Here is a 24,930-nt window from a genome sequence, read left to right as displayed (position 1 = left end):
CTCCAGCTTACTTATTGGCGGACCGGCCAGGAACAACCGGACCTGCGCGGGTTGGCAGAGGCGCAGAGCGGCGCGAACGCACCACCTGATAGCCAGGGCGGAACACATAGCGCAGAGGCACCGACAGCATGTGCACCAAGCGGGTAAAGGGGAAGACCAGAAAGATGGTCAGACCCAGAAACAGGTGCAGTTTGAAGATCAGCGCCACATCCGAAATATAGGAGGCCGCAGCGCCATCAAAGGTAAAGATCCCCTGCGCCCAGGCCATGAACTTGGTCATCTCATGACCGTCCAGGTGCCCCAGCGAAGCAAAGATGGTCAACAGCCCAAGCCCAAGCTGCGCCAGCAGCATCGCCAAGATGGCGATATCGGCAAAGCTGGAGTTTTTGCGGATGCGCGGATCGGTCCAGCGACGGTGAAACAGCATGCCGCCGCCCACCAGCGCCATGACGCCCGCAATGCCACCAACAACAACCGCACCAACCTGTTTGAAGCCATGGCTGATGCCCAGCGCATCAAACAACGCAATCGGCGTCAACAGACCCACCAGATGGCCGACAAAGATGATCAAAACGCCGATATGAAACAGCACCGAACCCATGATCAGCTGCTTACGCCGCAGCATCTGGCTGGAGGACGACTTCCAGGTGAAAGGATCCCGCTCGTAGCGCGCGATTGACCCGAGGATCGCCACCGAGAGGGCGATATAGGGATAGATACCAAATAGGAAATTATGCATGAGAGCCTCCGTTATTCAGCCGCCACGCCGGTGGTCGAACCGGGAGCAGGATTTTGGGGTTCATCCATGCGCGACAGCATATCGCGCACTTGCGGGCACCCGGCGTTGGGATCGGGACCAAAGAGCACTTCGCTCTCTTCCCAGACCTCGTCCAGTGCCTCCAGATCATTGGGGTCCACCTCCGGCTGCTGCAGCAGCTCGGCCACGGCCTCCTTGTCGGCTTCAACCCCTGCCAGCTGTAAAAGAGCGGCGAACACAGCACCATATTGGCTGTCACGACGGGCAAGCCGTTCGCTCAAAGCACTAAAAATATGGGCTGCGTCCGCCAAAGTGTCCTGTACTTCCGCAAAGGGACGCGTCGACAGGAATTCCAGCAAAACAGGCAGGTGATCCGGCAGCTCGGTGGTGTTTGGCTCAAAACCACCATCGCGGTAGGTCTCGATCAACGAGACCATGGCGCCACCCCGGTCACGGCTTTCGCCGTGCACGTGTTCAAACAGGTTGAGGCTGAGGGTGCGCGAGCGATCAAAGAGCATGACGTATTTCTCTTCGAGATCATAAATGTCATCGCTGCGCAGGGCCTCGACCAGCGGCCGCAGATCACGCCGCGCCGCCGCCGTCAGCCGGGTGTCGGAGGCCAGAACGCCGCCGATTTCCGACATCGCGCCCTGAAGTTCCCGTGTTGGGTAGCTCAAGAGCAATGAAATCGCTTTTAGCGTCCGGTCCATTAGCGCAGCTCCTCTGGCATTTTGAGTGGTTTCTTGGAGCCGCCAAACAGCGATCCCTTGCTGATACCGGGCGAGCAGCCATTGGTATCGGTAAAGCCGCAGCCGCCGCGCAAATCATAGGCCTCTTCGACCTGTTCCCGGTGCGTGGTGGGGATGACAAAACGGTCCTCATAGTCCGCCAAAGCCATGATTTTATACATGTCTTCGATCGTAGCGGAGTCCAGGCCGACCTTGGCGGCCACGGCCTCGTCGCGCACACCGTCGATGGTTTTGGCGCGCATATAAGACCGCATCGCCAACATCCGTTCCAGCGCCAGGGCGACAGGTTCCTCGTCGCCTGCGGTCAGCATATTGGCGAGATAGCGCAGCGGGATCCGCAAATTGCGCACGTCGGGCATGGCGCCATCCATGCCGATGGCGCCTGCCTCGGCTGCGTTCTGGATGGGCGACAGCGGCGGGATGTACCAGACCATGGGAAGGGTGCGATATTCCGGGTGCAGCGGGAAGGCCACTTTCCACTCCATCGCCATCTTCCAGATCGGGCTGGCCTGGGCCGATTTGATCCAGTCTTCGGGGATGCCATCGGCGCGGGCGGTTGCAATGACCGCCGGATCGTTGGGATCCAGAAAGACATCCAGCTGCGCGTCATACAGATCGGTCTCGGCGGGGGCATTTGCCGCCGCGTCGATCTTATCCGCATCATACAGCATCACGCCCAGGTAACGGATGCGGCCAACGCAGGTCTCGGAACAGACCGTTGGGTTGCCGCTTTCAATCCTAGGGTAGCACAGGGTGCATTTCTCGGATTTGCCGCTCTGCCAGTTGTAGTAGATCTTTTTGTAGGGGCAGCCCGAGACACACATCCGCCAGCCGCGGCATTTTTCCTGGTCAATCAGGACGATACCATCTTCTTCGCGTTTGTAGATCGCTCCTGATGGGCAGGACGCCGCACAGGCCGGGTTCAGACAGTGCTCACACAGGCGGGGGAGATACATCATGAATGTATTCTCATATTCCCCGTAGATCTCCTTTTGGATGCCCTCAAAATTGTAGTCTTGCGACCGTTTTGAGAATTCACCGCCCAGGATCTCCTCCCAGTTTGGCCCCTTGGTGATCTTCTCCATCCGCTCGCCGGTGATCTTTGAGCGCGGACGCGCGGTGGGGAAGGCCTTTAGTTCGGGGGCCGATTTCAGGTGGTCATAGTCAAAATCAAACGGTTCATAGTAGTCGTCGATTTCGGGCAGGTCCGGGTTGCCAAAGATATTGGCCAGGATCCGCCATTTGCTGCCCTGTTTGGGCTGCAACTTGCCCGCACGGGTGCGCTCCCAGCCGCCATTCCAGCGGTTCTGGTTTTCCCAGTCGGTGGGATAGCCGGTGCCGGGTTTGGTTTCGACATTGTTGAACCAGGCGTATTCGACACCGTCGCGGCTGGTCCATACGTTTTTGCAGGTGACGGAACATGTGTGGCACCCGATACATTTATCGAGGTTCAGCACCATGCCGATTTGAGCGCGTACTCTCATTCTGCTGCCTCCTTCTGGGTCGCTTCCTGGTCGAGCCAGTCGACCTTTTTCATCTTGCGCACGACAACAAATTCATCGCGGTTGGCCCCCACGGTGCCGTAGTAGTTAAAGCCGTAAGACTGCTGCGCATACCCGCCGATCATATGGGTGGGTTTCAGAACGGTCCGGGTCACAGAGTTGTGGATCCCACCACGGTGACCGGTCTTTTCAGAGCCGGGCGTGTTCACGATTTTCTCCTGGGCGTGATACATGAAGGTGGTGCCCTCCTTGATCCGCTGCGACACCACCGCCCGCGCCGTCAGGGCGCCGTTGGTGTTGTAGAGCTCGATCCAGTCGTTATCCTTGATGTTGGCCTTTTTGGCGTCGACTTCAGACAGCCAGACCACCGGGCCACCCCGGTTCAGCGTCAGCATCAACAGGTTGTCGGAATAGGTCGAATGGATCCCCCATTTCTGGTGGGGCGTGATGAAGTTCAGCACCAGATTATCGCCATCGTCCTGCACGTCCTTGGTGATGGTTTTCAGATCCACCGGAGGCCGGTAGGACATGAAGCCTTCGCCAAAGGCGCGCATCCAGAGGTGATCCTGATACAGCTGCTGACGACCTGTCAGGGTGCGCCAGGGGATCAGCTCATGCACGTTGGTGTAGCCGGCATTGTAGCAGACCTTTTCGCTTTCCAGACCGGACCAGGTCGGAGAGGAAATGATCTTGCGCGGTTGGACGGCGATATCGCGGAAGCGGATCTTTTCGTCTTCCTTGGGTTTTGCCAGATGGGTGTGATCAATCCCGGTGAAGGTCGACAGACTATCCCAGGCCTTGACCGCAACCTCGCCATTGGTTTCCGGCGCCAGCATCAGCACCACCTCGGTGGCGTCGATGTCGGTGACGATCTTGGCACAGCCCTTGGCCGGGCCCTCCGTCCATTCGCCGTTCAGCTCGCGCAGGTGCTGCACTTCGTGTTCGGTGTTCCAGGAGATGCCTTTGCCGCCATTGCCCAGTTTGTCCAACAGCGGGCCAAGCGCCACAAAGCGGTCGTAAATCGCGGTATAGTCGCGTTCAACCGGGATGTAGTTTGGCGCGGTCTTGCCGGGAATAAGGTCGCATTCGCCCTTCTTCCAGTCTTTGACCTGATCCTGCGCCAGTTCCGCCGGGGTGTCGTGCAGCAGTGGCAGCGCAACAATATCGGTTTCCTGGCCCAGGATTTCGGGGGCAACTTCCTGCACCTTTTTGGCGATGGATTTAAAGATCTCCCAGTCGGATTTGCTCTCGTAGGCGGGATCCACCGCCGCCTGCAGCGGGTGGATGAAGGGGTGCATATCCGAGGTATTGAGGTCGTTCTTTTCATACCACGAGGCGGTTGGCAGCACGATATCGGAATAGACCGCGGTGGTGCTCATCCGGAAGTCGATGGTGACCAGCAGATCGAGCTTACCGCGTGGGCCTTCCTCGTGCCATTTGGCTTCTTTGGGCAGTTGCCGTCCTTCTTCGCCCAGATCTTTCCCCATGACGCCGTGATCGGTGCCAAGCAGGTGTTTGAGGAAATACTCATGACCCTTACCAGAGGAGCCCAACAGGTTGGAGCGCCACACAAAGAGGTTGCGCGGCCAGTTTTCCGGCGCGTCAGGATCTTCACAAGACATCTCCAGCTCGCCGCTCTTCAGCTGCTCGGCCACGTAGGTGGGAATATCCTTGCCTGCAGCCTTGGCCTGTTTTGCCACTTCCAGCGGGTTGGTCTTCAGCTGCGGCGCAGAGGGCAACCAGCCCATGCGCTCAGCCCGGATGTTGTAGTCGATGAGATTGATGTCCCAATCGCCTGCGGGCGCAGTTGGCGACAGGATCTCTTCGGCTTCAAGGGTCTCATAGCGCCACTGATCAGAATGGGCATACCAGGCCGAAGTGGAGTTCATGTGACGGGGCGGACGTCCCCAGTCCAGCGCAAAGGCCAGCGGCTGCCAGCCGGTCTGTGGCCGCAGTTTTTCCTGCCCCACATAATGCGCCCAGCCACCGCCAGACTGCCCGACGCAGCCACACATGACCAGCATGTTGATGACAGCACGGTAGTTCATATCCATGTGGTACCAGTGGTTCATCGCCGCGCCGATGATGACCATGGATTTGCCATTGGTCTTTTCCGCGTTCTGGGCAAACTCACGGGCAACGTGGATGATCTTGTCCCGGCTGACGCCGGTGATTTTCTCAGCCCAGGCGGGGGTGCCGGGCATCTCGTCGTCGTAGTCCCTGGCAACCCAGTCACCGCCCAGGTTCCGGTCGAGACCGTAGTTGGCACAATACAGGTCAAACACGGTGGCAACCTGGATCTCACCTTCGGCGGTCTTGATGGTTTTTACCGGGATATTGCGGGTCAGAACATCGGGGTGATCGGCGTCTGTGGCAAAGGCTTCGGTGGCTTCGCCACCAAAATAGGGGAAATCGACGCCCAGAATATCGTCGTGATCTTCTTCGAGGATCAGCGACATCTTCAGGCTGGTGTCGGCCTCCTTGGCCTTTTCCTGCAGGTTCCATTCGCCGTCTTCGCCCCAGCGATAGCCGATGGAGCCATTGGGCGCGACCAGAGCATTTGAGGTCTCGTCCCAGGCGATGGTTTTCCATTCCGGGTTATTCTCTTCGCCCAGTTTGCCATCCAGGTCATCGGCCCGCAGGAAGCGGCCCGGCAGCATGCGCCCGTCTTTTTCTTCCAGTTTCACCAGCATGGGGAAGTCGGAATACTTGCGGCAATAGTCCTCAAAATACTCGGCCTGACGGTCCAGGTGGAATTCGCGCAGGATCACGTGGCCAAAGGCCATGCCCAGCGCCGCATCGGTCCCCTGTTTGACGTTCAGCCAGACATCGCCAAACTTGGCGGCCTCGGAATAGTCGGGGCAGATGACAGCGGATTTGGTGCCACGGTAACGGGCTTCGGTGTAGAAATGCGCGTCCGGCGTCCGGGTCTGTGGCACGTTCGAGCCCCAGAGCAACAGGTAGCCCGAGTTATACCAGTCGGCAGATTCCGGCACATCGGTTTGCTCGCCCCAGACCATCGGCGAGGCAGGTGGCAGATCGCAGTACCAGTCGTAGAACGACATGCAGACGCCGCCCATCAGGGACAGATAGCGCGAGCCGGCAGCGTAAGAAATCATCGACATCGCCGGGATCGGCGAGAAGCCAAAGATCCGGTCGGGGCCGTAGGTTTTGGTGGTATAGAGGTTGGCGGCCGCAGTGATTTCGGTGGCCTCGTCCCAGGTGGCGCGCACAAAGCCGCCCTTGCCGCGGGTCTCTACATAAGAGCTGCGCAGGATCGGGTCGTTCTGCAGCTTGGTCCAGGCCTCGATCGGGCTCATGGTGGCGCGCATCTTGCGCCAGATCTTCATCAACCGGCCCCGCACCAGCGGGTTTTTCACCCGGTTGGCGGAGTAGAGATACCAGCTGTAGCTGGCGCCCCGGGCGCAGCCGCGTGGCTCGTGGTTGGGCAGATCAGGACGGGTGCGGGGATAATCGGTCTGCTGGGTTTCCCAGGTGACAATCCCGGATTTCACATAGATTTTCCAGGAACAGGATCCGGTGCAATTCACCCCATGGGTGGAGCGCACGACTTTGTCGTGGCGCCAGCGATTGCGGTAGGTATCTTCCCAGTCGCGGTTTTCACGGGTGACCTGACCGTGACCGTTGGAGAATGTTTCAAGTTCTTTGGACTGAAGGAAGTTTAGCCTGTCGAGCAGATGGCTCATGGGGTCTCTCCTTGAGGTATCGGTGCATTAGCGAGCGAATTGGCGGGCTTGCCCCGGCCAGCCAGGGGCCGGGGTTCGTGATTTTGGATCAAATCAAGGGTTCTTGATGTAGGCGCCGGGGCGCAGGTAGAACCACCAGTTGATCGCGATGCAGACCGCGTAGAAGACGGCGAAGCCATAAAGCGCATATTCTGGGGTTCCGGCTTTCATCTGTTCCCCGAACACTTTGGGGATGATGAAGGCGCCATAGGCGGCAACTGCGGCGGTCCAACCCAGAACCGGACCAGCCTGCTCTTTGTTGAAGGCAACCGCGATGGTGCGGAAGGTCGAGCCATTGCCGATGCCGGTGGCTGCAAACAGGATCAGGAAGAGGCCCAGGAAGGGGATGAAATACTGTTCCGGAGTGGCCGAAGCATAGGCCGCCTGAATGAAGTAGGCGACGCCCAGGGCAGAGCCCACCATCACAAAGGAAATCCACTGGGTCACCCGGGCACCGCCCAGTTTGTCAGCGATCATGCCACCAACAGGACGGATCAGCGCGCCAATGAAGGGCCCCATCCAGGCAAACATCAGGGCCGAGGGGCCATTGGCGTTTACCGTGTCATGGGTCATCACACCATCCACCATCAGATGCTGAAAGCCAAAGACCACCTTGATGGTCAGCGCCAGCGCCGCCGAATAGCCGATGAAGCTGCCAAAGGTCATGGTGTAGATCACGGTCATCGCCCAGGTGTGCTTGTTGCCAAAGATCCGGTACTGGCGGGTGAGGTTCTGCCCCACCTGACCAGGGATCAGTTTCAGCAGAAACACGGTCAGCGCGATCACGATGGGCAAAACGATCCATTTGGAGACCATGAAGCCAGAACCACCCACCTTGGCAGGCAGCATCAGCCACAGGCCAATAGCAGCGGTGACAAAGCCGATCAGCAACATAAAGGTAATGGTCGAGAAGGCACCAACAGGGCTGGGAATGTCAGGGCTGACATCTTCATCGCGGATGTTGTTCATGCCAAACCAGCCGGCAAAGGCCAGTGGGATCAACAGCAGCAGCCAGACATAGCCCGCATTGTGGATATAGGTTTCGGTGCCCGCTGGGATCTTACCAATCAGCGTACCCGAGGTGTTCTCCAGGATCATTGGCTCGCCGCCAAACAGACCAAAGGTCATCACCAGCGGGATCACGATCTGCATGGTGGTCACCCCAAAGTTGCCCAGACCCGCGTTCATGCCCAGCGCATAGCCCTGCACCTTTTTGGGATAGAAGAACGAGATATTGGACATCGAGCTGGAGAAGTTACCGCCACCGATACCCGACAGGAAGGCCAGGACCTGGAACTGCCAGAGCGGCGTATCGGGATTTTGCAGCGCAATACCGGCGCCCACGGCAGGGATCATCAGCAGGGCTGTGGTAAAGAAGATGGTGTTTCGCCCACCCGCGATGCGGATGAAGAAGGTCGACGGGATCCGCAGCGTTGCCCCGGTCAGACCGGCGATGGCCGCCAGGGTGAACAGTTCCGATTTCTCAAACGAAAATCCGAGGTTGATCATCTGAACAGTGATGATGCCCCAGTATAGCCAAACCGCAAAGCCGCAAAGCAGGGACGGGATCGAGATCCACAGGTTCCGGGTGGCAATTGCCTTACCCGTAGAGGCCCAGTAGCTCTCGTCCTCCGGGGTATAATTTCTTAGGTCTTGTCCCACGTTTTTCCTCCTCGTCATGAGGTTGCGACGGGCCGGGGGGCCCGTCCTTATTAGAATTCAGATTTTAGGGGTTTCGGGATGCTTGGCGTTCCACTCTTCGACCACGGCGACCGACAGGGCCAGCGCAGCGTTGGCGCGTTGCGCACGGACACGCAAGATATCCAGCGAAGCATGCTCAAAGTTGGCTTTCTCTTCCTCTTCCTGCGCTTCCGAGAAGCGGACAAAGAAGGCCAGAACCGAGGCACAGGCGACAGTGACACCGATGATAAAAAACACATCAGGCCACTCCATTGCGCCCTTGAACAAGAAGCCCGCAGCCACCGCACCGGCGTTACCGCCCGCACCAACCACACCGGCAACCGCGCCAAGTGCCTTTTTGTTGATGAAGGGAACCACGGAATAGGTGGCGCCTTCGGCCATCTGGGTGAACAGCGAGAAGATGATCAGCATGGGCAGCGCCAGGAACAGCACCTGCATCTGGCTGAACACCATCAAGGCACAGCCTTCGCCCAGGAGAACAATGAAGAGCCAGAAGCTGCGGCCCTTGAGGCCCCAAAGCGCACCGAAGTTGTCGCCAAAGATGCCCCCCAGGGTCCGGGCAAAGATGTTCATCAAGCCAAAGGAGGCCGCAACACCACCTGCCGCCACCAGGCTCAGGTTGAAGTAGTCATAGAAGTACAGCGCCGCGACATTGTTGACAGTCAACTCGATGCCAAAGCAGGCCCCGTAGATCAGAAACAGGATCCAGACCCGGTAATCCGCCATCGCCCGGAAATAATCGGCAGTGACCGACTTTTTTGTCGGCAGCATGTTTTTCTCACGCAGTTCCTTGTAGTTGCCGTCCGGCGCATCCTGGGTGAGGAAGTAATAGGCAATACCAACCACAAAGATCACGCCGCCAACAACCATCATTGAAAGGCGCCAGCCAACCGCTTCGGAAAAGCCAAAGCCAACCACAAAGACCGAAAACACCATCGGCATGGCAAACTGGGTGACGCCGCCACCAAGGTTGCCCCAGCCGGCCGAGGTCGCATTGGCGGTGCCCACCACATTGGGGGCAAACATCACCGTGGTATGGTACTGGGTAATCACAAAGGCCGCGCCGATGATCCCGATCAGCAGCCGGAAGAACAGGAATGTCTCAAAACTGTCCGCCAGACCAATGCCTGCCACCGGGAAGGCCCCAAAGATCAGCAGATATGTGTAGGACAGCCGGGGACCGATACGGTCACAAAGCCAACCGATAAAGAAGCGGGCAAAGACCGTCACCGCAACCGAGGCGATAATCGACCAGCCCACCTGGGATTTGGTCAACTGCAATTCGTCGCGCACAATGATCATCAGGGGCGCGATGCCGAACCAGGCAAAAAAGCAGGAGAAAAAAGCAAACCAAGTCATGTGGAAGGTACGGATTTGCACCATCCGGACGTTGAAAAAATTTCCCCAGAGACTGGTTGCCTTGTTTTGAATTTCCATCGGTGTCCCTCCGAGTTTTACGAAAGACCCGCTTAGGCGAGCTCGGGGGAAGCTCTGCCCGCTTCCTGAAAAAGGGAGATTGATCCAGATCATAGAAACACAAAAAACACATTTAAATAAATAACTTAACGAAATATGTCATTTGCATTGCCGTTTGGGGTCAAGGCAATCACAAGCAGAGCGCAAGCGAGGAGTTGACATTTATCAATTATATGCGCGATCAACATGTGAACAAATATTCAGCTGGTGACGCGACGCATGCCCGATTCATACACCCAGGAAGTCCGGGATTTGCACCTGTTCTCGGACATGGATGATCAGCACTTTCAAAGCCTTATCCGTGCGGCCTATGTGCAGAACTTCCCGCCCCAGATCGAGCTGATCTCGGAAGGCGATTCCAGTGATTTTCTGCATATTCTGCTGAGCGGGTCGGTGGATCTGTTCTCCAGCTGGAACAATCGCGAGACCAGCATGGCGACGGTGCGGCCGATCTCCACCTTTATTCTTGCGGCAACCGTGCGAGAGGCGCCCTATCTTATGTCGGCGCGCACCATGGAGAAAAGCCGCATCATGCTGATCCCCAGCCAGAACGTGCGGGAGGTGTTTGACAAGGACGGCCAGTTTGCCCGCGCCATCGTCGATGAGCTGGCCCAGTGTTATCGCAGTGTCGTCAAAAGCACCAAGGATCTGAAACTGCGCACTTCGCTGGAACGGCTGGCCAACTATCTGTTGCGTCAGCAGGTCCGCGCAGGCGGCGCTGCGGTCTTTCAACTGGATGCTGAAAAACGCCGCCTTGCCTCGGTGCTGGGGATGACCTCTGAAAACCTAAGCCGCGCCTTCAAGGGCCTGCGCCCCTATGGGGTCACTGTTGAGGGCAGGCAGATTACTGTCACCAACCAGAAAGATCTGGAACGCTTTGCCAAGCCCGACCCCCTGATCGACCAACGCTAGGCTGCTGCAGGCCGCGCTGACCTCTCACAAACCTATCTGCTGACCTGTCCCCGGCCCCTAGTGGCGCTGGATGTCCAGGCTGGCGCGCAGCCCCAGGCTGCCCTGGTCAAACCGCAGCGTCCCCCCATGCTGCTCTGCAACTGTGGCGACGATGGTCAGCCCCAGACCAAACCCGTCGATGGCAGAGCTGTTGGCGCCGCGCTGAAACGGTGCCAGGACCTCTTGGATCTCTGCCACGGTCAATTCCGATCCCTCGTCCTCAACCGTGATCACCGCCCGCTCCGCGTTCGCGTCCAGCCGTACCACGGCGCGGCGGCCGTATTTCAGGGCATTGTCCACCAGATTGGTCAGGGCGCGCTGTAACAGGATGGGCCGCGCCGTCACCAAGACCCGGCGCGCATCCGGCAAAGCGCCCTGCCCCGACCGGGCTGAAAACAGCGATTGCGCCCCCTGCACCACTGCGGGCTCCATCCGCACATAGCTCACCGGCCTGTCCAGATCCTGATAATCCGCCACCAGGGCCTCAACCAGCGCCGTGAGCGAGATCTGACGCGGCACTTCAAGGCTGAGTTCCGAGCGGGTATAGGTCAGCACGCTTTCGATCATGCCGGTCATACTGTCGATATCCGCCTCCAGCTTGTGGCGCAGGGTCTGGTCCTGGATCAGCGCCGCGCGCAGCCGCAACCGGGTGGCGGGGGTGCCCAGATCATGGCTGACCGCCGACAGAACCGTGGCGCGTTTTTCGATCTGCAACCGCGCTCCGGCCAGATGATCATTCACCGCCGAGACAATCTCTTGCAGCTCTGCCGGACCGGGGGCGGAATAGCTTTCTGGCCCCCCCAGCAAGCGCGGCTGACGCAGCAGCCGGGCAAAGGCGCCAAACCGGGCCGAGGTTTCGGCACTTTGACTCAGCACAATCGCCAGCCCCACCGCAGCCAGGATCACCGCCAGCAGGCGCAGATCCGGTGGCGCTGCCTGACAGCCCCAGTACGAGGCCCCCTCGACCTGCCGCCAGCCCCTGTCGCCATATTGGGCAAAGACCAGCGGGTCGCTGCAATGGCGCGCCAACTGGCGGGTGACAGCCCCCAGTTGCTGCGCCGCGGTTTGCCGCTGCCCGCTGTGCAGATCGGCAACCCCATAGCGCAGCCGGTCTGACACAATCATCAACCGCAGCACCGTGCCGACACCTGCCCCCAAACCAGGCCCAAAACCAGGCTCCAGCCGCAACTCCTGCCCTGTTCCTCCCAGGATCGAGATTTCAGTGACAATGCCGCCGCCCGGAACCTCGGGGCGTTGCCCGCGCAACAGGCTGGCCTTCGCATCGGACTGCGAGGACAGGGCCTGGAGCTGCAGACCTGCGGGCACGGGCGCCTCCCCCTGCAGGGCCTGATACAGCAATACCCCGGCCATCTGGCTGCGGGCCAGATGCTGATCCCAGGCGCGGGCCGAGTGCAGCCACACCAGCGCCGCCCCCAGACCAACCGCAAAGCCGGCAAAAATCCACAGGCGCGCCTGGGTTTTCAGATCCCAGCCGCCGCTCACGCGGGTCGCTCTTCTGTCACATCCACTGCCAGGACATAGCCAATGCCCCGCGCGGTGCGCAGCATCTGCGGATCTTTGGGATCGCTCTCGATCTTGGAGCGCAGCCGCCCCACCAACATGTCGATTGCCCGCCCGGTGCGCTCCGCTTCTGCACTGCTGCCACTGGCGAGACCTTCCAGCAAGCCGGTTTGAATTTCCTCGCGTTTCAGCGGAATATGGGGATTGGCCAAAAACACCTTGAGCAGGCTGGTCTCCCGCTGCGACAGCGCCACCTGAAACCCCTGCGGCGAGACCACCTCGTCGCGTTTGCCATCATAGGTCCAGCCGGCAAAGCGAAACAGCGCCAGCCGACGGCGATAAACCAGCGAGGCACTGCGGCTGGCCCGCTGCAAAACCGCCCGCACCCGCGCGAGCAGCAAATCAGGGTTAAAGGGCTTTGCCACATAGTCATCCGCCCCGACCTCATATCCCGCCATGCGCTGATGATCCTGGGACAGCGCCGAGACCAGAATGATCGGAACATCCTGCTCGCGGCGCAACCGGGCGCAGATATCAACGCCGCTCTCAGACCCCAGCATCACATCCAGCAGGATCAGATCCACCCGCCCCGCCTGCATCAGCGCCCGGATCTCTGCCTCGTTCTGGGCGGCATGGGCAATAAAACCGTTTTGCTGCAAAAACTGGGTCAGCATGGCGCGGGTCTCCGCATCATCATCCACCACCATAAGCCGGGGTATCGTCATCGCCTCTTACTCTGCCTTTGTTGCTTGCAAACCGGGCGCGCCCGCCTGTACCTGCAAGATTGCCCCATTTTTCCCGCCAAAGGTACAGCTAGGTAACAAGTTGTAACGAAAGTGGCGGATTTCTTCGCTCTGACTGCCGCTGCGGGCTGCTCGACCATTGCGACAGCCCCCTCTCCCGGCGCAGGCTATAGGCCAATACCGTCGCCCAAACGGCGACATCTGCGCCGCTGCGTCTTGGAGGAAGAGGCGGCGCAGTCCAAAGGGGCTCATTGGGCTCTTTACGACTTAGGGAGGAAGACAACATGAAGAGATCCGTATTTACGGCGGCGTCCACGCTGGCGCTTGTTGCTGCATCCGCAGTATCCATGGCCCAGGCCGGCCCCGAAGCAGAGGTGCTGCACTGGTGGACCTCGGGCGGGGAAGCAAAATCCGTCGCCGTGCTGCAGCAGGAATTTTCGGCCAATGGCGGCACCTGGACCGATATGCCGGTGGCAGGTGGCGGCGGCGATGCGGCGATGACAGCGCTGCGCGCCCGTGTGCTTTCGGGTAATGCGCCCACCGCCGTGCAGCTGAAAGGCCCCGCCATTCAGGAATGGTACGAAGAAGGCGTTCTCGCCGATATCTCGGCCGTGGCCGAGGCCGAGGGCTGGGACAAGGTGCTGCCTGCCTCTATTGCAGCCCATATGAAATGTGACGGCAGCTGGTGCGCCGCGCCGGTGAATGTGCACCGGGTGGACTGGCTGTGGGCCAATGCCGAAATCCTGGCTGCCAATGACATTGCGATGCCAACCAGCTGGGACGAGTTTAACACCGCCGCGGATAAGCTGATGGCAGCCGGAGTGATCCCGCTGGCCCATGGCGGTCAGGCCTGGCAGGATGCCACGGTGTTTGAGGTTGTGGCGCTTGGCATTCTGGGCCCGGATGGGTTTCACCAGGCCTTTGTCGATCTGGACCCAGCGATGCTGGGATCAGACAAGATGGTCGCGGTCTTTGACCAGATGCGCAAAATGCGCGGCTATGTGGACAGCAATTTCCCCGGTCGCGACTGGAACCTTGCCACCTCGATGGTGATGAACGGCGAGGCCGCTTTTCAGATCATGGGCGATTGGGCCAAGGGGGAGTTCCTCGCCGCTGGCAAGGTGCCGGGTGAGGATTTCCTCTGCGCCTCGGCACCGGGGAATGGCTTTCTCTATAATGTTGACAGCTTTGCCATGTTTGATGTCAGCGGCGACGACAAACAGCAGGGTCAGGCCCTTTTGGCCAAGCTGATCGTCGGTCAGAACTTCCAGAAGGTCTTTAACCTCAACAAGGGCTCCATTCCGGCGCGGACAGATGTGGCGATGGATGACTTTGATTCCTGTGCGCATCTGTCAGCAGCGGAAATGACCACCAGCTCGAAAGAGGGCTCGCTGCTGCCCAGCTATGCCCATGGCATGGCGATGCGCGGCGCGCAGTCTGGTGCGATCACCGATGTGGTCACCGCGCATTTCAATTCCGACATGTCCTCGGCTGAGGCAGTTGAGATGCTGGTCACCGCAGTGGCAAACTCGCTGTAATATCACAGCTCCAAACGACCCCGCTCCACTCACATGAGCCGTTCCGCCCTGGTTATTTTGCTGGGGCGGGACAAAACATAAAAGGCACGATCCAATGCGCGCATGGCTGGAACGCCAGATCCCCAAGATGGTCCTGGCCCCCTCATTTGTGGCGATCCTCATCTTTGTCTACGGCTTTATCGGCTGGACAGCCTGGATCTCCCTGACCCGTTCAAAACTGCTGCCCAAATACGATCTGTATGGGGTCATCCAGTATAAGCGGCTGTTTGCAGCGCCGCGCTGGGACACCGCCATGGACAACCTGTTCCTGTTTGGCAGCCTGTTCATCGGCATTTCGATGGCACTGGGGCTGTTGCTGGCGATCCTGCTGGACCAGCGCATCCGCGTCGAAGGCGTGCTGCGCACCATCTATCTGTACCCCATGGCCCTGTCGATGATCGTCACCGGCACGGCCTGGAAATGGATCATGAACCCCGGTCTCGGGATCGAGGCCATGGTGCGGGGCTGGGGCTATGAGAGCTTTAGCTTCAACTGGGTGATTGACCCCGATATGGCGATCTATGCGGTGGTGATTGCCGGCGTCTGGCAGGCCTCTGGCTTTGTCATGGCGCTGTTTCTGGCCGGGCTGCGCAGCGTCGACGGCGAGATCATCAAGGCAGCGCAGATTGATGGTATTCCCGGCTGGCGGATCTATTCCGCCATTATCCTGCCCTCGATGGCGCCGATCTTTCTGTCGGCCTTTATCGTGCTGGCCCATCTGGCGATCAAGAGCTTTGATCTGGTGGTGGCCCTTACAGGGGGCGGCCCTGGCTATGCCACCGATCTGCCCGCCACCTATATGTATGCCATGGCCTTTTCGCGCGGCGACATCGGTCAGGCGGCAAGTTCCGCCATGGTGATGATGGGCGTCGTCTTTGCCATTGTTGTTCCCTATCTCTATTCCGAACTGAGGGCGAAACATGTCTGACTTTTCTGCCGCTCCTGCGGTGTCATCGCCCGTACGCCCCGGTCAAATCGCCCTGCGCTGGCTGCTGTTTTCCCTGCTGGGCCTGTTTGCGCTGTTCTACCTGATGCCGCTCTTTGTCATGCTGACCACCTCGCTCAAAAGCCTGGAGGAAATCCGCAGCGGCAGCCTGGTGGCGCTGCCCCGCGAGGTCACGTTCGAGGCCTGGCGCACCGCCTGGTCCGAGGCCTGCACCGGCATCCAGTGCGAAGGCCTGCGGCCCTATTTCTGGAACTCGGTGCTGCTGGCGGTGCCTGCGGTCTTGATCTCGACCTTTCTGGGCGCCGCCAATGGCTATATCATTGCCCAGTGGAATTTTCGCGGTGCCAATCTGATCTTCTCGGCCATGTTGTTTGGCTGCTTCATCCCCTTTCAGGTGGTGCTGCTGCCAATGGCGCGGATGCTGGGGCTGATGGGGCTGGCGGGCAGTATCCCCGGGCTGATCTTTGCCCATGTGGTCTATGGCATCGGCTTTACCACGCTGTTCTTTCGCAACTTCTACGTCACCATCCCGGCTGATCTGGTCAAAGCGGCCAAGGTCGATGGCGCCGGGTTCTTTCGCATCTTCTGGTCGATTTTCCTGCCGCTGAGCCTGCCGATCATCGTTGTCACGGTGATCTGGCAATTCACCCAGATCTGGAACGATTTCCTGTTTGGCGTCAGCTTTAGCCAGGCGGGCACCCAGCCGGTCACTGTGGCGCTGAACAATATCGTCAACTCCACCACTGGCGTCAAAGAATACAACGTCGACATGGCCGCCGCGATCATCGCCGGCCTGCCCACCCTGTTGGTCTATGTGGTTGCAGGAAAATACTTTATTCGCGGCCTCACCGCCGGCTCTGTAAAAGGCTAATGCTATGACCCCGATCCTGGACATCCAGTCCCTCAGCAAAAACTACGGCGCGGTGGAAATCCTCAAAGACGTCAATGTCGCCATAGATCCCGGTGATTTCCTGGTGCTTGTCGGCCCCTCGGGCTGCGGCAAATCCACCTTGCTGAACTGTATCGCCGGGCTGGAGCCGATCTCAGGCGGGTCGATCCGCATTGCCGGGCGCGACATGACCCAGGTCAGCCCCAAGGACCGCGATATTGCCATGGTGTTCCAGTCCTATGCGCTTTACCCCACCATGACGGTGGCCAAGAACATCACCTTTGGCATGAAGGTGCGCGGCGTTGATGCCGCCACCCAGGCCCGCAAGCTGGCCGAGGTGGCGCAGCAGTTGCAGATCGAACCACTGCTGGACCGCCGCCCGGGGCAGCTGTCGGGGGGCCAACGCCAGCGGGTCGCCATGGGCCGCGCACTGGTGCGTGATCCCAAATTGTTCCTGTTTGATGAACCCCTGTCAAACCTGGATGCCAAGCTGCGCGTCAGCATGCGCTCCGAGATCAAGAAACTGCACCAGAACCTGGGCGCCACCATGGTCTATGTCACCCATGACCAGATCGAGGCGATGACCCTGGCCACCAAAATTGTGGTGATGAAGGGCGGCGTTGTGCAACAGATCGGCACCCCGGCCGAGATCTACAACCACCCGGCCAATCTGTTTGTCGCCGATTTCATGGGCTCGCCTGCCATGAACCTGATCCCGGCGCGCATCCAACGGGCAGGCAGCGGCACCCAGATCGAAATCGCCCGCCCCGAAGGCGCGCCGATCGTGCTGCAAAGCCCGCATTCCCAAGACCTGCCCGAGGATGTCATCCTTGGCCTGCGCCCCGAAGACATTGCCGAGGCCGGGTTTCGCAGCGGCGCCGCGGTTCAGGCCGCCCAATGCCGCATTGATCTGGTGGAACCGGCCGGCGCCGATACCTATGTGGTCTCGGAACTGGGGGGCAAACAGGTCACCGCGCGGCTGCATGCCGAAACCAAGGCCCAGCCCGGCGCCCTGCTGGATCTGGCCTTTGATCTCGGTAAGGTCTCCTTTTTTGCGCCGGATACCGGCGAACGGTTGAACTGACATGCGGCGTCTGGTTGTGGATCTTGGCGGCACCAATTGCCGGCTGGCGCTGAGCACGGCGGCAGGCCAACCTTTGCAGGCGGTGCAGAGCTACCAAAACGACAATTTTGCCAGCTTCGCTGATCTGCTGGGACAGTATCGCAGCGATGCCGCGCTGAGCGCGATCACTGAGATGGTGATTGCTGTTGCTGGTCCGGTCCAGGGCGCAACAGGGGATCAATTTGCCCAGGTGACCAACCGTGGATGGGATCTCTCATCGCGGGGGCTGTCCAAAAGCCTGGACGAGATTCCCGTTTGTTTGTTAAATGATCTCAGCGCATTGGGGCATAGCCTGACATATCTGGAGAAGCATGATATTGCCGAGATCCAGCCTCTGAATGGGGCAGATCCCCTGGGGCAAAAGCTGGTCATCGGGATTGGCACCGGGTTTAACGTCAGCCCGGTGATCACCACAGATCATGGGGTTGTCAGCCTGAAATCCGAATTTGGCCATATCGCCCTGCCGCTGGATCTGTATCAGGCATTGCGGGTGCAGATCGGTGCAAGAGCCGATGATTTTGCCACTGTGGAGGGCTGTTTTTCCGGCCGCGGCTTTGCGGCGCTCTATGCGGCCTGGGCGCCGGAGGCCCCGCCCCTGCACAGTGCCGCTGCAATCATGGCAGCTGCCTCTCAAAACGATAGTGTTGCGGCCTTTGTTGCCTTCTACGCCACGCTCCTGGCCCGGCTGAGCCGCAACCTCATCAAGGGGTTTTTACCCCGTGGCGGGCTGTATTTTGCCGGCACCCTGGCCCGCAACCTGCTGACAAGCCCCGCAAGATCCGCCTTTGTGCAGGCCTACAGGCAGCCAGACCCCCAGTTCCCCGAGCTCACGGCCCCGGTGTTTTGCATCCTTGATGACGGGGCCGCCTTGAAAGGCTGCGCAGGGGTCCCGCTCCCAAAGGGCTGATGTCTGGGTTGATGCCTAGGTTGATGTCTGGCCCCCAATCTACCCCCTGACCTGGCCCCCGATCTGCGCAAACCAGCCAACGAACCTACCCCGCCTTTACTGCCTGCTCTGCCCGCGCCAGCCAGAACAACAGCTCGGGGGAACAATCTTCCGTGTCTTTTTCGGGCTCCAACAAAGACAAGGCCCAGCGGAATCTCCCCTGCTTGGCCAGGCAAATTCCCCGCAGAACCGAGACATCCGGTCGGGTGCCGCCGAATTTCCCGACCTGTTCCAATACCGCCATTGCCTCTTCACAGCGGTCGGCCTGTTGCAGCAGATCCGCATAGATCACCTCAAGGTCACGTATCCGCCGACCGGCCGGGGCTGTGCTCTCGCGCGCCTTCTCGACCAGGGGCAGCGCCGCCTGCGGCCCCTGCAGTCGCAGCACCGCCTGCGCCCGTGCCGCATGCCAGGCCAGGGCAGGAACCCCCTTGGGCGGCATCAAGGCGGCGGCCTCGAACCAATCTGCCAGCAGCCCAGAGCAATCTTTCCCCATCTCCATGGCCAGCTGATCGGCAAGCAAGGCCGACCAGGGATGATCGGGATGCTCGCGACTGATCCCGCAGATCAGATCCAATGCTGCATCCGGCTCACGTTTTGCCAACAGATGCGAGACCCGGCGCCGCTCTGCGGCCCCCGGCTGCGGGCCAACAATAAAGTCAGGCTGGGGCTGCCCCAGCAAGGCCTGCATCGTCGCTGCCGCCTGGCCATGCAGCATTTCGTCATGTTTCGCCGGGACCATGTGAACGGCAACCTCGCCCTCGACAAAATCCTCCCAGCCATAGGCAATCATCGCCAGCGACAACAGGCCATGATGATCACCGCGCACCAATCTCAAATCGCCCTGCCAGGGCGCAAACACATGGGCGCGGCGCCGCATTTCTGCCTGCAGCCCCTGCTCTCCCCAGCGGCGATCTCCGCGTCCCAGTTTGCGAAACACCGGCCCATGGTCGATAATGCTGAGACCGGCGGGAGCGGCGTCCAGGGCCGCCAACTGGCGTGCGGTTTCAAAGGCCTCGGCGCCGCCGTAGGAAAACCCGGTCAAATGCAGTTTGGCACCGGGGAAGCTGTATTGCAGAACCTTGGCATAATACCGCGCATGGTCGGCAAAGCTGCGCTGAGAGGCCAAGGCGGGGGAGGTTGGTCTTTGCAGCAGGTAGCTGCTCAGATCCTGGGGCGCCTGCGCCATCATATCCGTCAGATTTGGCCCCGTCGGCACCAGACCGGGCAGAAAAACCACCGGATCAGGCCGACTGCCTGCTTTGGTGCGGACCAAGGCCCTGTGCAGATCCAGCGGCGCCGTCTTTGCCAATAGCGCCTGTAATCCGCGCGGGGTCGGGTCGCCAAAGGCCTCAGCCACCGGCAGGTGACAGCTGGTCAGCTCGCGGATACGGGCAAGCAGCGTAATCAAACGCAGCGAATTGCCTCCGGCACCAAAAAAGTCCTGATCCTCACTGGTCGGCGGCTGCCCCAGAGCCTGTTGCCAGCCTTGCAAAATCGCCGGGGCCAGGTCTGTCGCACAGCCCGCTTCTGGACCAGCTTCCAAGCCAGAAACAAAACCGGCTTCTGGGCTTGCTGCCTGCCCCTCTGATCTGAGACGGGCCTCAAAGAGGTCACTCGCCTGCCGTCGCAATGCTTTGCGGTCCAGTTTGCCCGAGGAGGTCAGCGGCAGCGCAGCGCAAGGCCCCACCAGCCCGGGGACCCAGGCCAAGGGCAGATTGGCCTGCAGATAGCGGCGCACCGCTGTTTCGCTGGCGCCCTCCTGCGGCACGTAGAAGGCAACCAATATGGATTTATCTTTGATCTTGGTGGCAAAAACTGCGGCCCCGGTGGCAAGACCGCTGGCCAGAAGCAGGTTTTCAATCTCGCCCGGTTCCACCCTTTGACCGCTGATTTTCAACTGATCATCCAGCCGCCCGGCGCAGCTGATTGTACCATCCGCCAGCAACCGGCCCTGATCACCGGTGCGATACCAGCGCTCTGGCTGGGTCGTGAGGCTGGTGGTCAGCGCAAAGCTCTGCGCCGTGCGCGCAGGTGATTGGTAATATCCGGTTGCCAGCCCGGCCCCTGCTATCCAGATCTCACCCAGACGTCCCGGCCAGACAGGCTGTCCCATTGGGTCAACCACCGCAAGGCGATAGCCAGGAAAGGGGCGGCCAATCGGCGAGCCAACCGCAGGCCTGGTCCTGTCGCACTCTGTCTGCGGCTGGACGTCCTGCCAGGTGGAAAACACCGTGGCCTCGGTCGGGCCATAGACATTGTAAAGCCGCCCCACCCGGGGCAGGATCTGCGCCGCCAATCCGGGGGCAAGCACCTCTCCGCCCACCAGCGCCTTGAGCTGTGGCATATCCGGCAAACCGGCCTCCAACAGCATCCGCCACAGCGAGGGCGTGGCAAAGAAATGTCGCGGCGCGCAGCTGCCCATGCGCTCGACAATATGCCAGGGATCGCGGCGCAAATCCTCTTCGATCATCACCAGCTCGCCGCCGGTTCCAAGGGGCAGCAGCACCTCGTAGATGATACTGTCAAAGGTGGTGGCACTGGCCGAGAGCATCCGATCACCAGGGCATGGCGCAAACACCTGCCGCACCGCTGCCAGGTAATTGGCCAGGGCCCGATGCGGGATCGCCACGCCTTTTGGTGCGCCGGTCGAGCCAGAGGTGAACATGACATAGGCCAAATCTTCGGGGGCCAAATCTGTGAAGGTCGCACAGGGCGGCGCAACAGCTTCCGCGGCCTCCAGCTTGAGCGCAGGGAATTCAAGGGTCTGCGCCAGATCCGCCTCTGCAATCAGATGTTTGGGCGCAGCCTGTTGCAGGATCCGTTTTATCCGGTCCGGCGGGTCCAGCGGCGACAGCGGCACAAAAGCCCGCCCGGCCCGCAGGATCCCGATAAGCGCGGCAACAAAATCCGCCCCCCGCGGCAAGGCCAGCGCCACCAGATCCCCCGCAGATCCCGGCGCCTGCACAATTGTCCGCGCCCAGGCGGCGCTGGCGCGGTCAAGATCCGCATAGGTCCACCGCAGATCGCCACAGCGCAGGGCGGGCTGATCCGCATGGTGATCAAAGGCACGGGCCAGCAACTCCCCCACCGGCGGGCATGAGGGAGCCGCCTCACACGAAAGCACCCGAGGGCGCGCGTCCTGCGCTGTTACCTGCTGCAGCAGGGTTTCAATTGGGGCCTTGGGATCCTGCAGCCCGGCGTCGAGCGTCGCTGTGATTTGCGCCGCCATGCGCGCGGCAGTACTGGCGTTGAACCGGGCGGCATTGCAGATCAGCTCCCCCTCGACCCCCTCCGGGGTCTTTTCCAGGTTCAAAGTCAGGGTAAAGGGCGTCGAGTGCCCCAAAAGCGGCAGGCTGTGAACCGCGCAGCCGCAAAGAGCCAGGCTGCGGGATGAAAACCCACGATAGTTCAGCACCGCCTGAAAGGGCATCGCCGGGGTCTGCACCTGCTCTGTCGGCGCCGCCCCGGTCTCGGTCGCCTGCTCCAAGGCCAGCGCCAGAGCCGCCTGTTCTGCCTTGCAGATCTGTTCAAACCCCGCCCCCTGCGCCAGAGGGTTGCGAATTGGCAGGGTCTCGACAAAGGCGCCAAGCATCCGCTGCACCCCCTGCCTGTTGCGGGTCATGGCGGTATTGCCGAGGTAAAAATCCCGCTGGCCCGAGATCTCAAACAGCGACAGACGAAAGGCCGCCAGCACCACCGATATGGGCGAGACATGCAAGGCCCCGGCCAGTGCTTCGAGGGCAGACCAGGTCGGCGCGCCGATCTGCAGCGGTGTGCTGTTGCCACAATAGGAGGGCAGCGGAGGCGGCGCAAAATCAAAGGGCAGCGCCAGCTCTGGCAGCGCCACCGGTGGCGTGTGCCCCGCAGGGAGCGCTGCCGGTGCTGCCTGCCCCTGCGCCGCAGCAGAGGCCCGGTCCCGCTGTTGCAGATCTCGGGCGTAATCGGCAAAATCATACAGGGGGCGATCCGCTATAGCGCTGAGCGTTGCACCACCCGCCTGGGCGTAGAGCTGCCCCAGCTCGTGACAGAACTGCGCCACTGACCAGCCATCCATGATCGCGTGGTGATAGACCAGATGCAGCACCCAGGCCTGTTCGCCAAGCTGATAGGCCCGCAGGCGCAACAGCGGATCTGCCGCCACATCAAAGGCCCGCAGGCTCTCGGCGGTCAGGATCGCCTCGACCTGCTGATCCGCTGTGACAGAAGATGAGGTTTCAGGCGACTGGCGCAGATCGACCTGGGCAAAATCCACCGCTTTGTCTTCCGCAACCCGCATCTGCAAACCGCCCTCCACTGGCTGCAAGCTGCAGCGCAGGCAGTCGTGTTTGTGGGTCAGGGCAATAAGCGCCTGATGGCATTTGTCAGGCGCAAAGGCTCCGTCAATGCGCCAGGCGCGACTGACGTTTACGATCCCCTGGTCTGGCGCCAGTTGATCAAGGCACCAGAAATTCTGTTGCACCTTCGGCGCGGCCACCACCAGATCACCGGGGGTGCGACGGTGCTGGCGTGGCGCGGTGTCTTTGAACCGACCCAACAGCCGGTGACGCAATGAGGCCCGCAGATCCCTCACTTTACCCCCCATGGCTGCCCCCGTTTACATCCGGTTGTGGCGTGTTAAAAACTTGACCCATCGGAACCGAAATCACCGTTGGCCCCTCGGTGTTCAGCGCCTCTGACAGGGCGCTTTGCAGGTCCTGTTGTGACTGGGCGGTGATGCCCCGGGCTCCCCAGCCTCGCGCAATTTTTGCATAGTCCACCGCAGCGCCGTAGCGCAGGATGTCCGGGCTTTCTGCCGCAAGCCAATTGTTCTGAAAGCTGCGCCCGTTGATGCCGCCATTATCCGCCACCACAATGACCAGCCTGGCCATGCACCGCTGGGCGGTCTCCAGCTCGCTTGCTGCCAGGGCAAAGCCAACATCGCCCACCAGCGCGACAACCGGACGCCCCTGGCCGTGGGCGTGGTCCTGCTCATGCATAGCGCTGCCCAGTGCAAAGGGAATGCCCAGCCCGATGGTGCCGTTCTGCCCCAATGTCATCCGGGAAAAGGGCTGCTGCACCGGCCAAAAGTTATGACCACTGGAAAGCGCAAGTCCGCTGTCCAGGATGGTCACCGCATGGTCCGGAACCCAGCCTGCCAGGCAGGCGCAGAGCTGGTTCATCCGGTCGGCCTCGCTTGCAGCTGCAGCCTGCTGGCGCAGCTTGGCACGCCGGCGCTGATGCGCCTGCGCCAGATCAGCGACCCAGCCCGCACGGCCGGGCGCAGGACTGGCGGCCCGGAGCAGGGTCAGCAGATCTTCGATACGGGGCGCAAGTTGCGCAACAGCAACCTGATCGCCCAGCGCACTCCCGGCGCCAAAGCGCCAATCCAGGGGGGCACCACAGAGCAAAAGGTGGTCGCAGTTCTGCAGCGCCTCTTGCTTGGCCAGGAACAGGCTGAGCCGATGCGAGTCCGGCAGGATGCCCCGCCCCATGTCGCTGGCCAGCACCGGTATATGCAGCTGTTCAAGCAGGCTCCGCAGCGCGCCGCGCCGCTCTGGTGTCAGGGCCGAATGCCAACGCAGATCTTCCCCCAGGATCAACACCGGCCGCTGGGCCCGGTCGAGCTGCGATGGTGCCACGATGGGCTGTGCCGGTTTGGCCTGTTGCTGGACGGCAGCGCTCGCCTCGCGGTGACGGGCATTGAGCACCCTGGCCCCCACCTCGACAAAGATCGGCCCGCAGGGGGCGGTCTGTGCCTGCGCAAGGGCCCGCGTGATCCCGGCAGAAAGCCCGTCGCGCTCCCGCAGCCGCATCACCGCTTTGCAACAGGGGGCAACGGCCTTGGCACCGTCAAAGCTCTGGAACGCGGCCCCCCCCTGATCGTCGTCCGCTGCTGCTCTGTCAGACTGCGCCTGCGCCGGTTCGACCACCCCGCCAATCAGCAGCATCGGCCAGTGGTTGGCCTTGGCATCTGACAGGCTGGTGATGGAATTGGTCACACCGGGACTGGGCGAGCACATCGCCACCGCGCAGAGCTTTCCGGCTTGGAAATTATGCGCCAGGGCGGCGCTGAGCGCACCAAACTGGCTGCGGCAGCCGATCACCGTCAACCCGGTGTCAACGCAAGCGCCAAGCGTGGCGTAGATAGGGCTGCCCGGCAGGGAATAGACATGGGTGACCCCCCCGGATTTGAGCGCCGCAGCGATGGCCAGATGGCCATTGGGAGCAAGGTGGCGCGTGAGCCCCTGCCGGAGTGCCGACTGATGCCTCACAGGGCCGCCCCCGCCTGTCCGTCGACCTGCGCTGCCTTTCAGACCGTCT

At 60.9% G+C, this 24,930-nt stretch carries 16 protein-coding genes; 6 read left to right on the top strand and 10 right to left on the bottom strand.

From position 1 onward, the window contains the following. Positions 1-7 precede the first annotated feature (7 nt). The 6 genes from narI to ARCT_RS0108135 all read right to left on the bottom strand — a co-directional run bounded on the left by narI (position 8) and on the right by ARCT_RS0108135 (position 9,814). Positions 8-739 (bottom strand): respiratory nitrate reductase subunit gamma, encoded by a 732-nt coding sequence (gene narI / locus ARCT_RS25685; protein WP_036784628.1) that lies wholly within the window; start codon positions 737-739, stop codon positions 8-10. Positions 740-750: 11 nt separating this feature from the next. Continuing rightward, on the bottom strand, positions 751-1,467 hold the full coding sequence (gene narJ / locus ARCT_RS0108155; RefSeq protein ID WP_027239626.1) for a nitrate reductase molybdenum cofactor assembly chaperone: 717 nt from the start codon (positions 1,465-1,467) through the stop codon (positions 751-753). After that, complete coding sequence (gene narH, locus ARCT_RS0108150) at positions 1,467-2,990, bottom strand: nitrate reductase subunit beta (protein WP_027239625.1); 1,524 nt, start codon at positions 2,988-2,990, stop codon at positions 1,467-1,469. The genes narJ and narH overlap by 1 nt, the downstream gene beginning before the upstream one ends. Further along, the gene (locus tag ARCT_RS0108145) at positions 2,987-6,715 is read right to left on the bottom strand and encodes a nitrate reductase subunit alpha (protein WP_027239624.1); all 3,729 of its coding nucleotides are present in this window, start codon (positions 6,713-6,715) and stop codon (positions 2,987-2,989) included. The genes narH and ARCT_RS0108145 overlap by 4 nt, the downstream gene beginning before the upstream one ends. A gap of 93 nt (positions 6,716-6,808) precedes the next feature. Beyond that, a complete protein-coding gene (locus tag ARCT_RS0108140; protein ID WP_027239623.1) occupies positions 6,809-8,416 on the bottom strand; it encodes an MFS transporter in 1,608 nt (535 codons plus the stop codon). A 57-nt stretch (positions 8,417-8,473) separates the two neighbouring features. Beyond that, complete coding sequence (locus tag ARCT_RS0108135) at positions 8,474-9,814, bottom strand: MFS transporter (RefSeq protein ID WP_240476285.1); 1,341 nt, start codon at positions 9,812-9,814, stop codon at positions 8,474-8,476. Between the two features lie 336 nt (positions 9,815-10,150). Between ARCT_RS0108135 and ARCT_RS0108130 the strand changes: the two genes are divergently transcribed. Beyond that, positions 10,151-10,843, top strand: a complete 693-nt coding sequence (locus ARCT_RS0108130; RefSeq protein ID WP_027239621.1) for a cyclic nucleotide-binding domain-containing protein — start codon at positions 10,151-10,153, stop codon at positions 10,841-10,843. A 57-nt stretch (positions 10,844-10,900) separates the two neighbouring features. Here the strand turns inward: ARCT_RS0108130 and ARCT_RS0108125 are convergent, their stop codons facing one another. Then, entirely contained in the window at positions 10,901-12,385 is a 1,485-nt protein-coding gene (locus ARCT_RS0108125; protein ID WP_027239620.1) for a sensor histidine kinase, read from the bottom strand. Then, positions 12,382-13,128: a response regulator transcription factor gene (locus ARCT_RS0108120; RefSeq protein ID WP_027239619.1), complete on the bottom strand. Its 747-nt coding sequence runs from the start codon at positions 13,126-13,128 to the stop codon at positions 12,382-12,384. Before ARCT_RS0108120 ends, ARCT_RS0108125 begins: the two co-directional genes overlap by 4 nt. A gap of 302 nt (positions 13,129-13,430) precedes the next feature. On the opposite strand from ARCT_RS0108120, the gene ARCT_RS0108115 reads away from it, so the two are divergent. From ARCT_RS0108115 to ARCT_RS0108095, 5 genes are all read left to right on the top strand, one after another. Then, entirely contained in the window at positions 13,431-14,684 is a 1,254-nt protein-coding gene (locus ARCT_RS0108115) for an ABC transporter substrate-binding protein (RefSeq protein ID WP_027239618.1), read from the top strand. Positions 14,685-14,778: 94 nt separating this feature from the next. After that, positions 14,779-15,651 (top strand): carbohydrate ABC transporter permease, encoded by an 873-nt coding sequence (locus tag ARCT_RS0108110; protein ID WP_027239617.1) that lies wholly within the window; start codon positions 14,779-14,781, stop codon positions 15,649-15,651. Further along, positions 15,644-16,540, top strand: coding sequence for a carbohydrate ABC transporter permease (locus ARCT_RS0108105; RefSeq protein ID WP_027239616.1), 897 nt, complete (start codon positions 15,644-15,646; stop codon positions 16,538-16,540). Before ARCT_RS0108110 ends, ARCT_RS0108105 begins: the two co-directional genes overlap by 8 nt. Positions 16,541-16,544: 4 nt before the next feature. Further along, positions 16,545-17,642, top strand: coding sequence for an ABC transporter ATP-binding protein (locus ARCT_RS0108100; protein WP_027239615.1), 1,098 nt, complete (start codon positions 16,545-16,547; stop codon positions 17,640-17,642). Position 17,643: 1 nt separating this feature from the next. Continuing rightward, positions 17,644-18,588: a glucokinase gene (locus tag ARCT_RS0108095; protein WP_027239614.1), complete on the top strand. Its 945-nt coding sequence runs from the start codon at positions 17,644-17,646 to the stop codon at positions 18,586-18,588. Between the two features lie 85 nt (positions 18,589-18,673). Here the strand turns inward: ARCT_RS0108095 and ARCT_RS0108090 are convergent, their stop codons facing one another. Both ARCT_RS0108090 and ARCT_RS0108085 read right to left on the bottom strand, forming a co-directional pair. Continuing rightward, positions 18,674-23,212: a non-ribosomal peptide synthetase gene (locus ARCT_RS0108090; protein WP_027239613.1), complete on the bottom strand. Its 4,539-nt coding sequence runs from the start codon at positions 23,210-23,212 to the stop codon at positions 18,674-18,676. Then, positions 23,202-24,881, bottom strand: coding sequence for a thiamine pyrophosphate-binding protein (locus tag ARCT_RS0108085; protein WP_161631307.1), 1,680 nt, complete (start codon positions 24,879-24,881; stop codon positions 23,202-23,204). The genes ARCT_RS0108090 and ARCT_RS0108085 overlap by 11 nt, the downstream gene beginning before the upstream one ends. Between the last annotated feature and the right edge of the window lie 49 nt (positions 24,882-24,930).

The organism is Pseudophaeobacter arcticus DSM 23566 (assembly GCF_000473205.1).
GTDB lineage: Bacteria > Pseudomonadota > Alphaproteobacteria > Rhodobacterales > Rhodobacteraceae > Pseudophaeobacter > Pseudophaeobacter arcticus.
The sequence above is the reverse complement of the archived record's forward strand: the minus strand, read 5'-3'. Positions and strand labels throughout refer to the sequence as shown.

Coding starts and splice junctions, on each gene's coding strand:
- narI (WP_036784628.1), bottom strand. CDS start 739: ATGCATAATTTCCTATTTGGTATCTATCCCTATATCGCCCTCTCGGTG.
- narJ (WP_027239626.1), bottom strand. CDS start 1,467: ATGGACCGGACGCTAAAAGCGATTTCATTGCTCTTGAGCTACCCAACA.
- narH (WP_027239625.1), bottom strand. CDS start 2,990: ATGAGAGTACGCGCTCAAATCGGCATGGTGCTGAACCTCGATAAATGT.
- ARCT_RS0108145 (WP_027239624.1), bottom strand. CDS start 6,715: ATGAGCCATCTGCTCGACAGGCTAAACTTCCTTCAGTCCAAAGAACTT.
- ARCT_RS0108135 (WP_240476285.1), bottom strand. CDS start 9,814: ATGACTTGGTTTGCTTTTTTCTCCTGCTTTTTTGCCTGGTTCGGCATC.
- ARCT_RS0108130 (WP_027239621.1), top strand. CDS start 10,151: ATGCCCGATTCATACACCCAGGAAGTCCGGGATTTGCACCTGTTCTCG.
- ARCT_RS0108120 (WP_027239619.1), bottom strand. CDS start 13,128: ATGACGATACCCCGGCTTATGGTGGTGGATGATGATGCGGAGACCCGC.
- ARCT_RS0108115 (WP_027239618.1), top strand. CDS start 13,431: ATGAAGAGATCCGTATTTACGGCGGCGTCCACGCTGGCGCTTGTTGCT.
- ARCT_RS0108110 (WP_027239617.1), top strand. CDS start 14,779: ATGCGCGCATGGCTGGAACGCCAGATCCCCAAGATGGTCCTGGCCCCC.
- ARCT_RS0108105 (WP_027239616.1), top strand. CDS start 15,644: ATGTCTGACTTTTCTGCCGCTCCTGCGGTGTCATCGCCCGTACGCCCC.
- ARCT_RS0108100 (WP_027239615.1), top strand. CDS start 16,545: ATGACCCCGATCCTGGACATCCAGTCCCTCAGCAAAAACTACGGCGCG.
- ARCT_RS0108095 (WP_027239614.1), top strand. CDS start 17,644: ATGCGGCGTCTGGTTGTGGATCTTGGCGGCACCAATTGCCGGCTGGCG.
- ARCT_RS0108090 (WP_027239613.1), bottom strand. CDS start 23,212: ATGGGGGGTAAAGTGAGGGATCTGCGGGCCTCATTGCGTCACCGGCTG.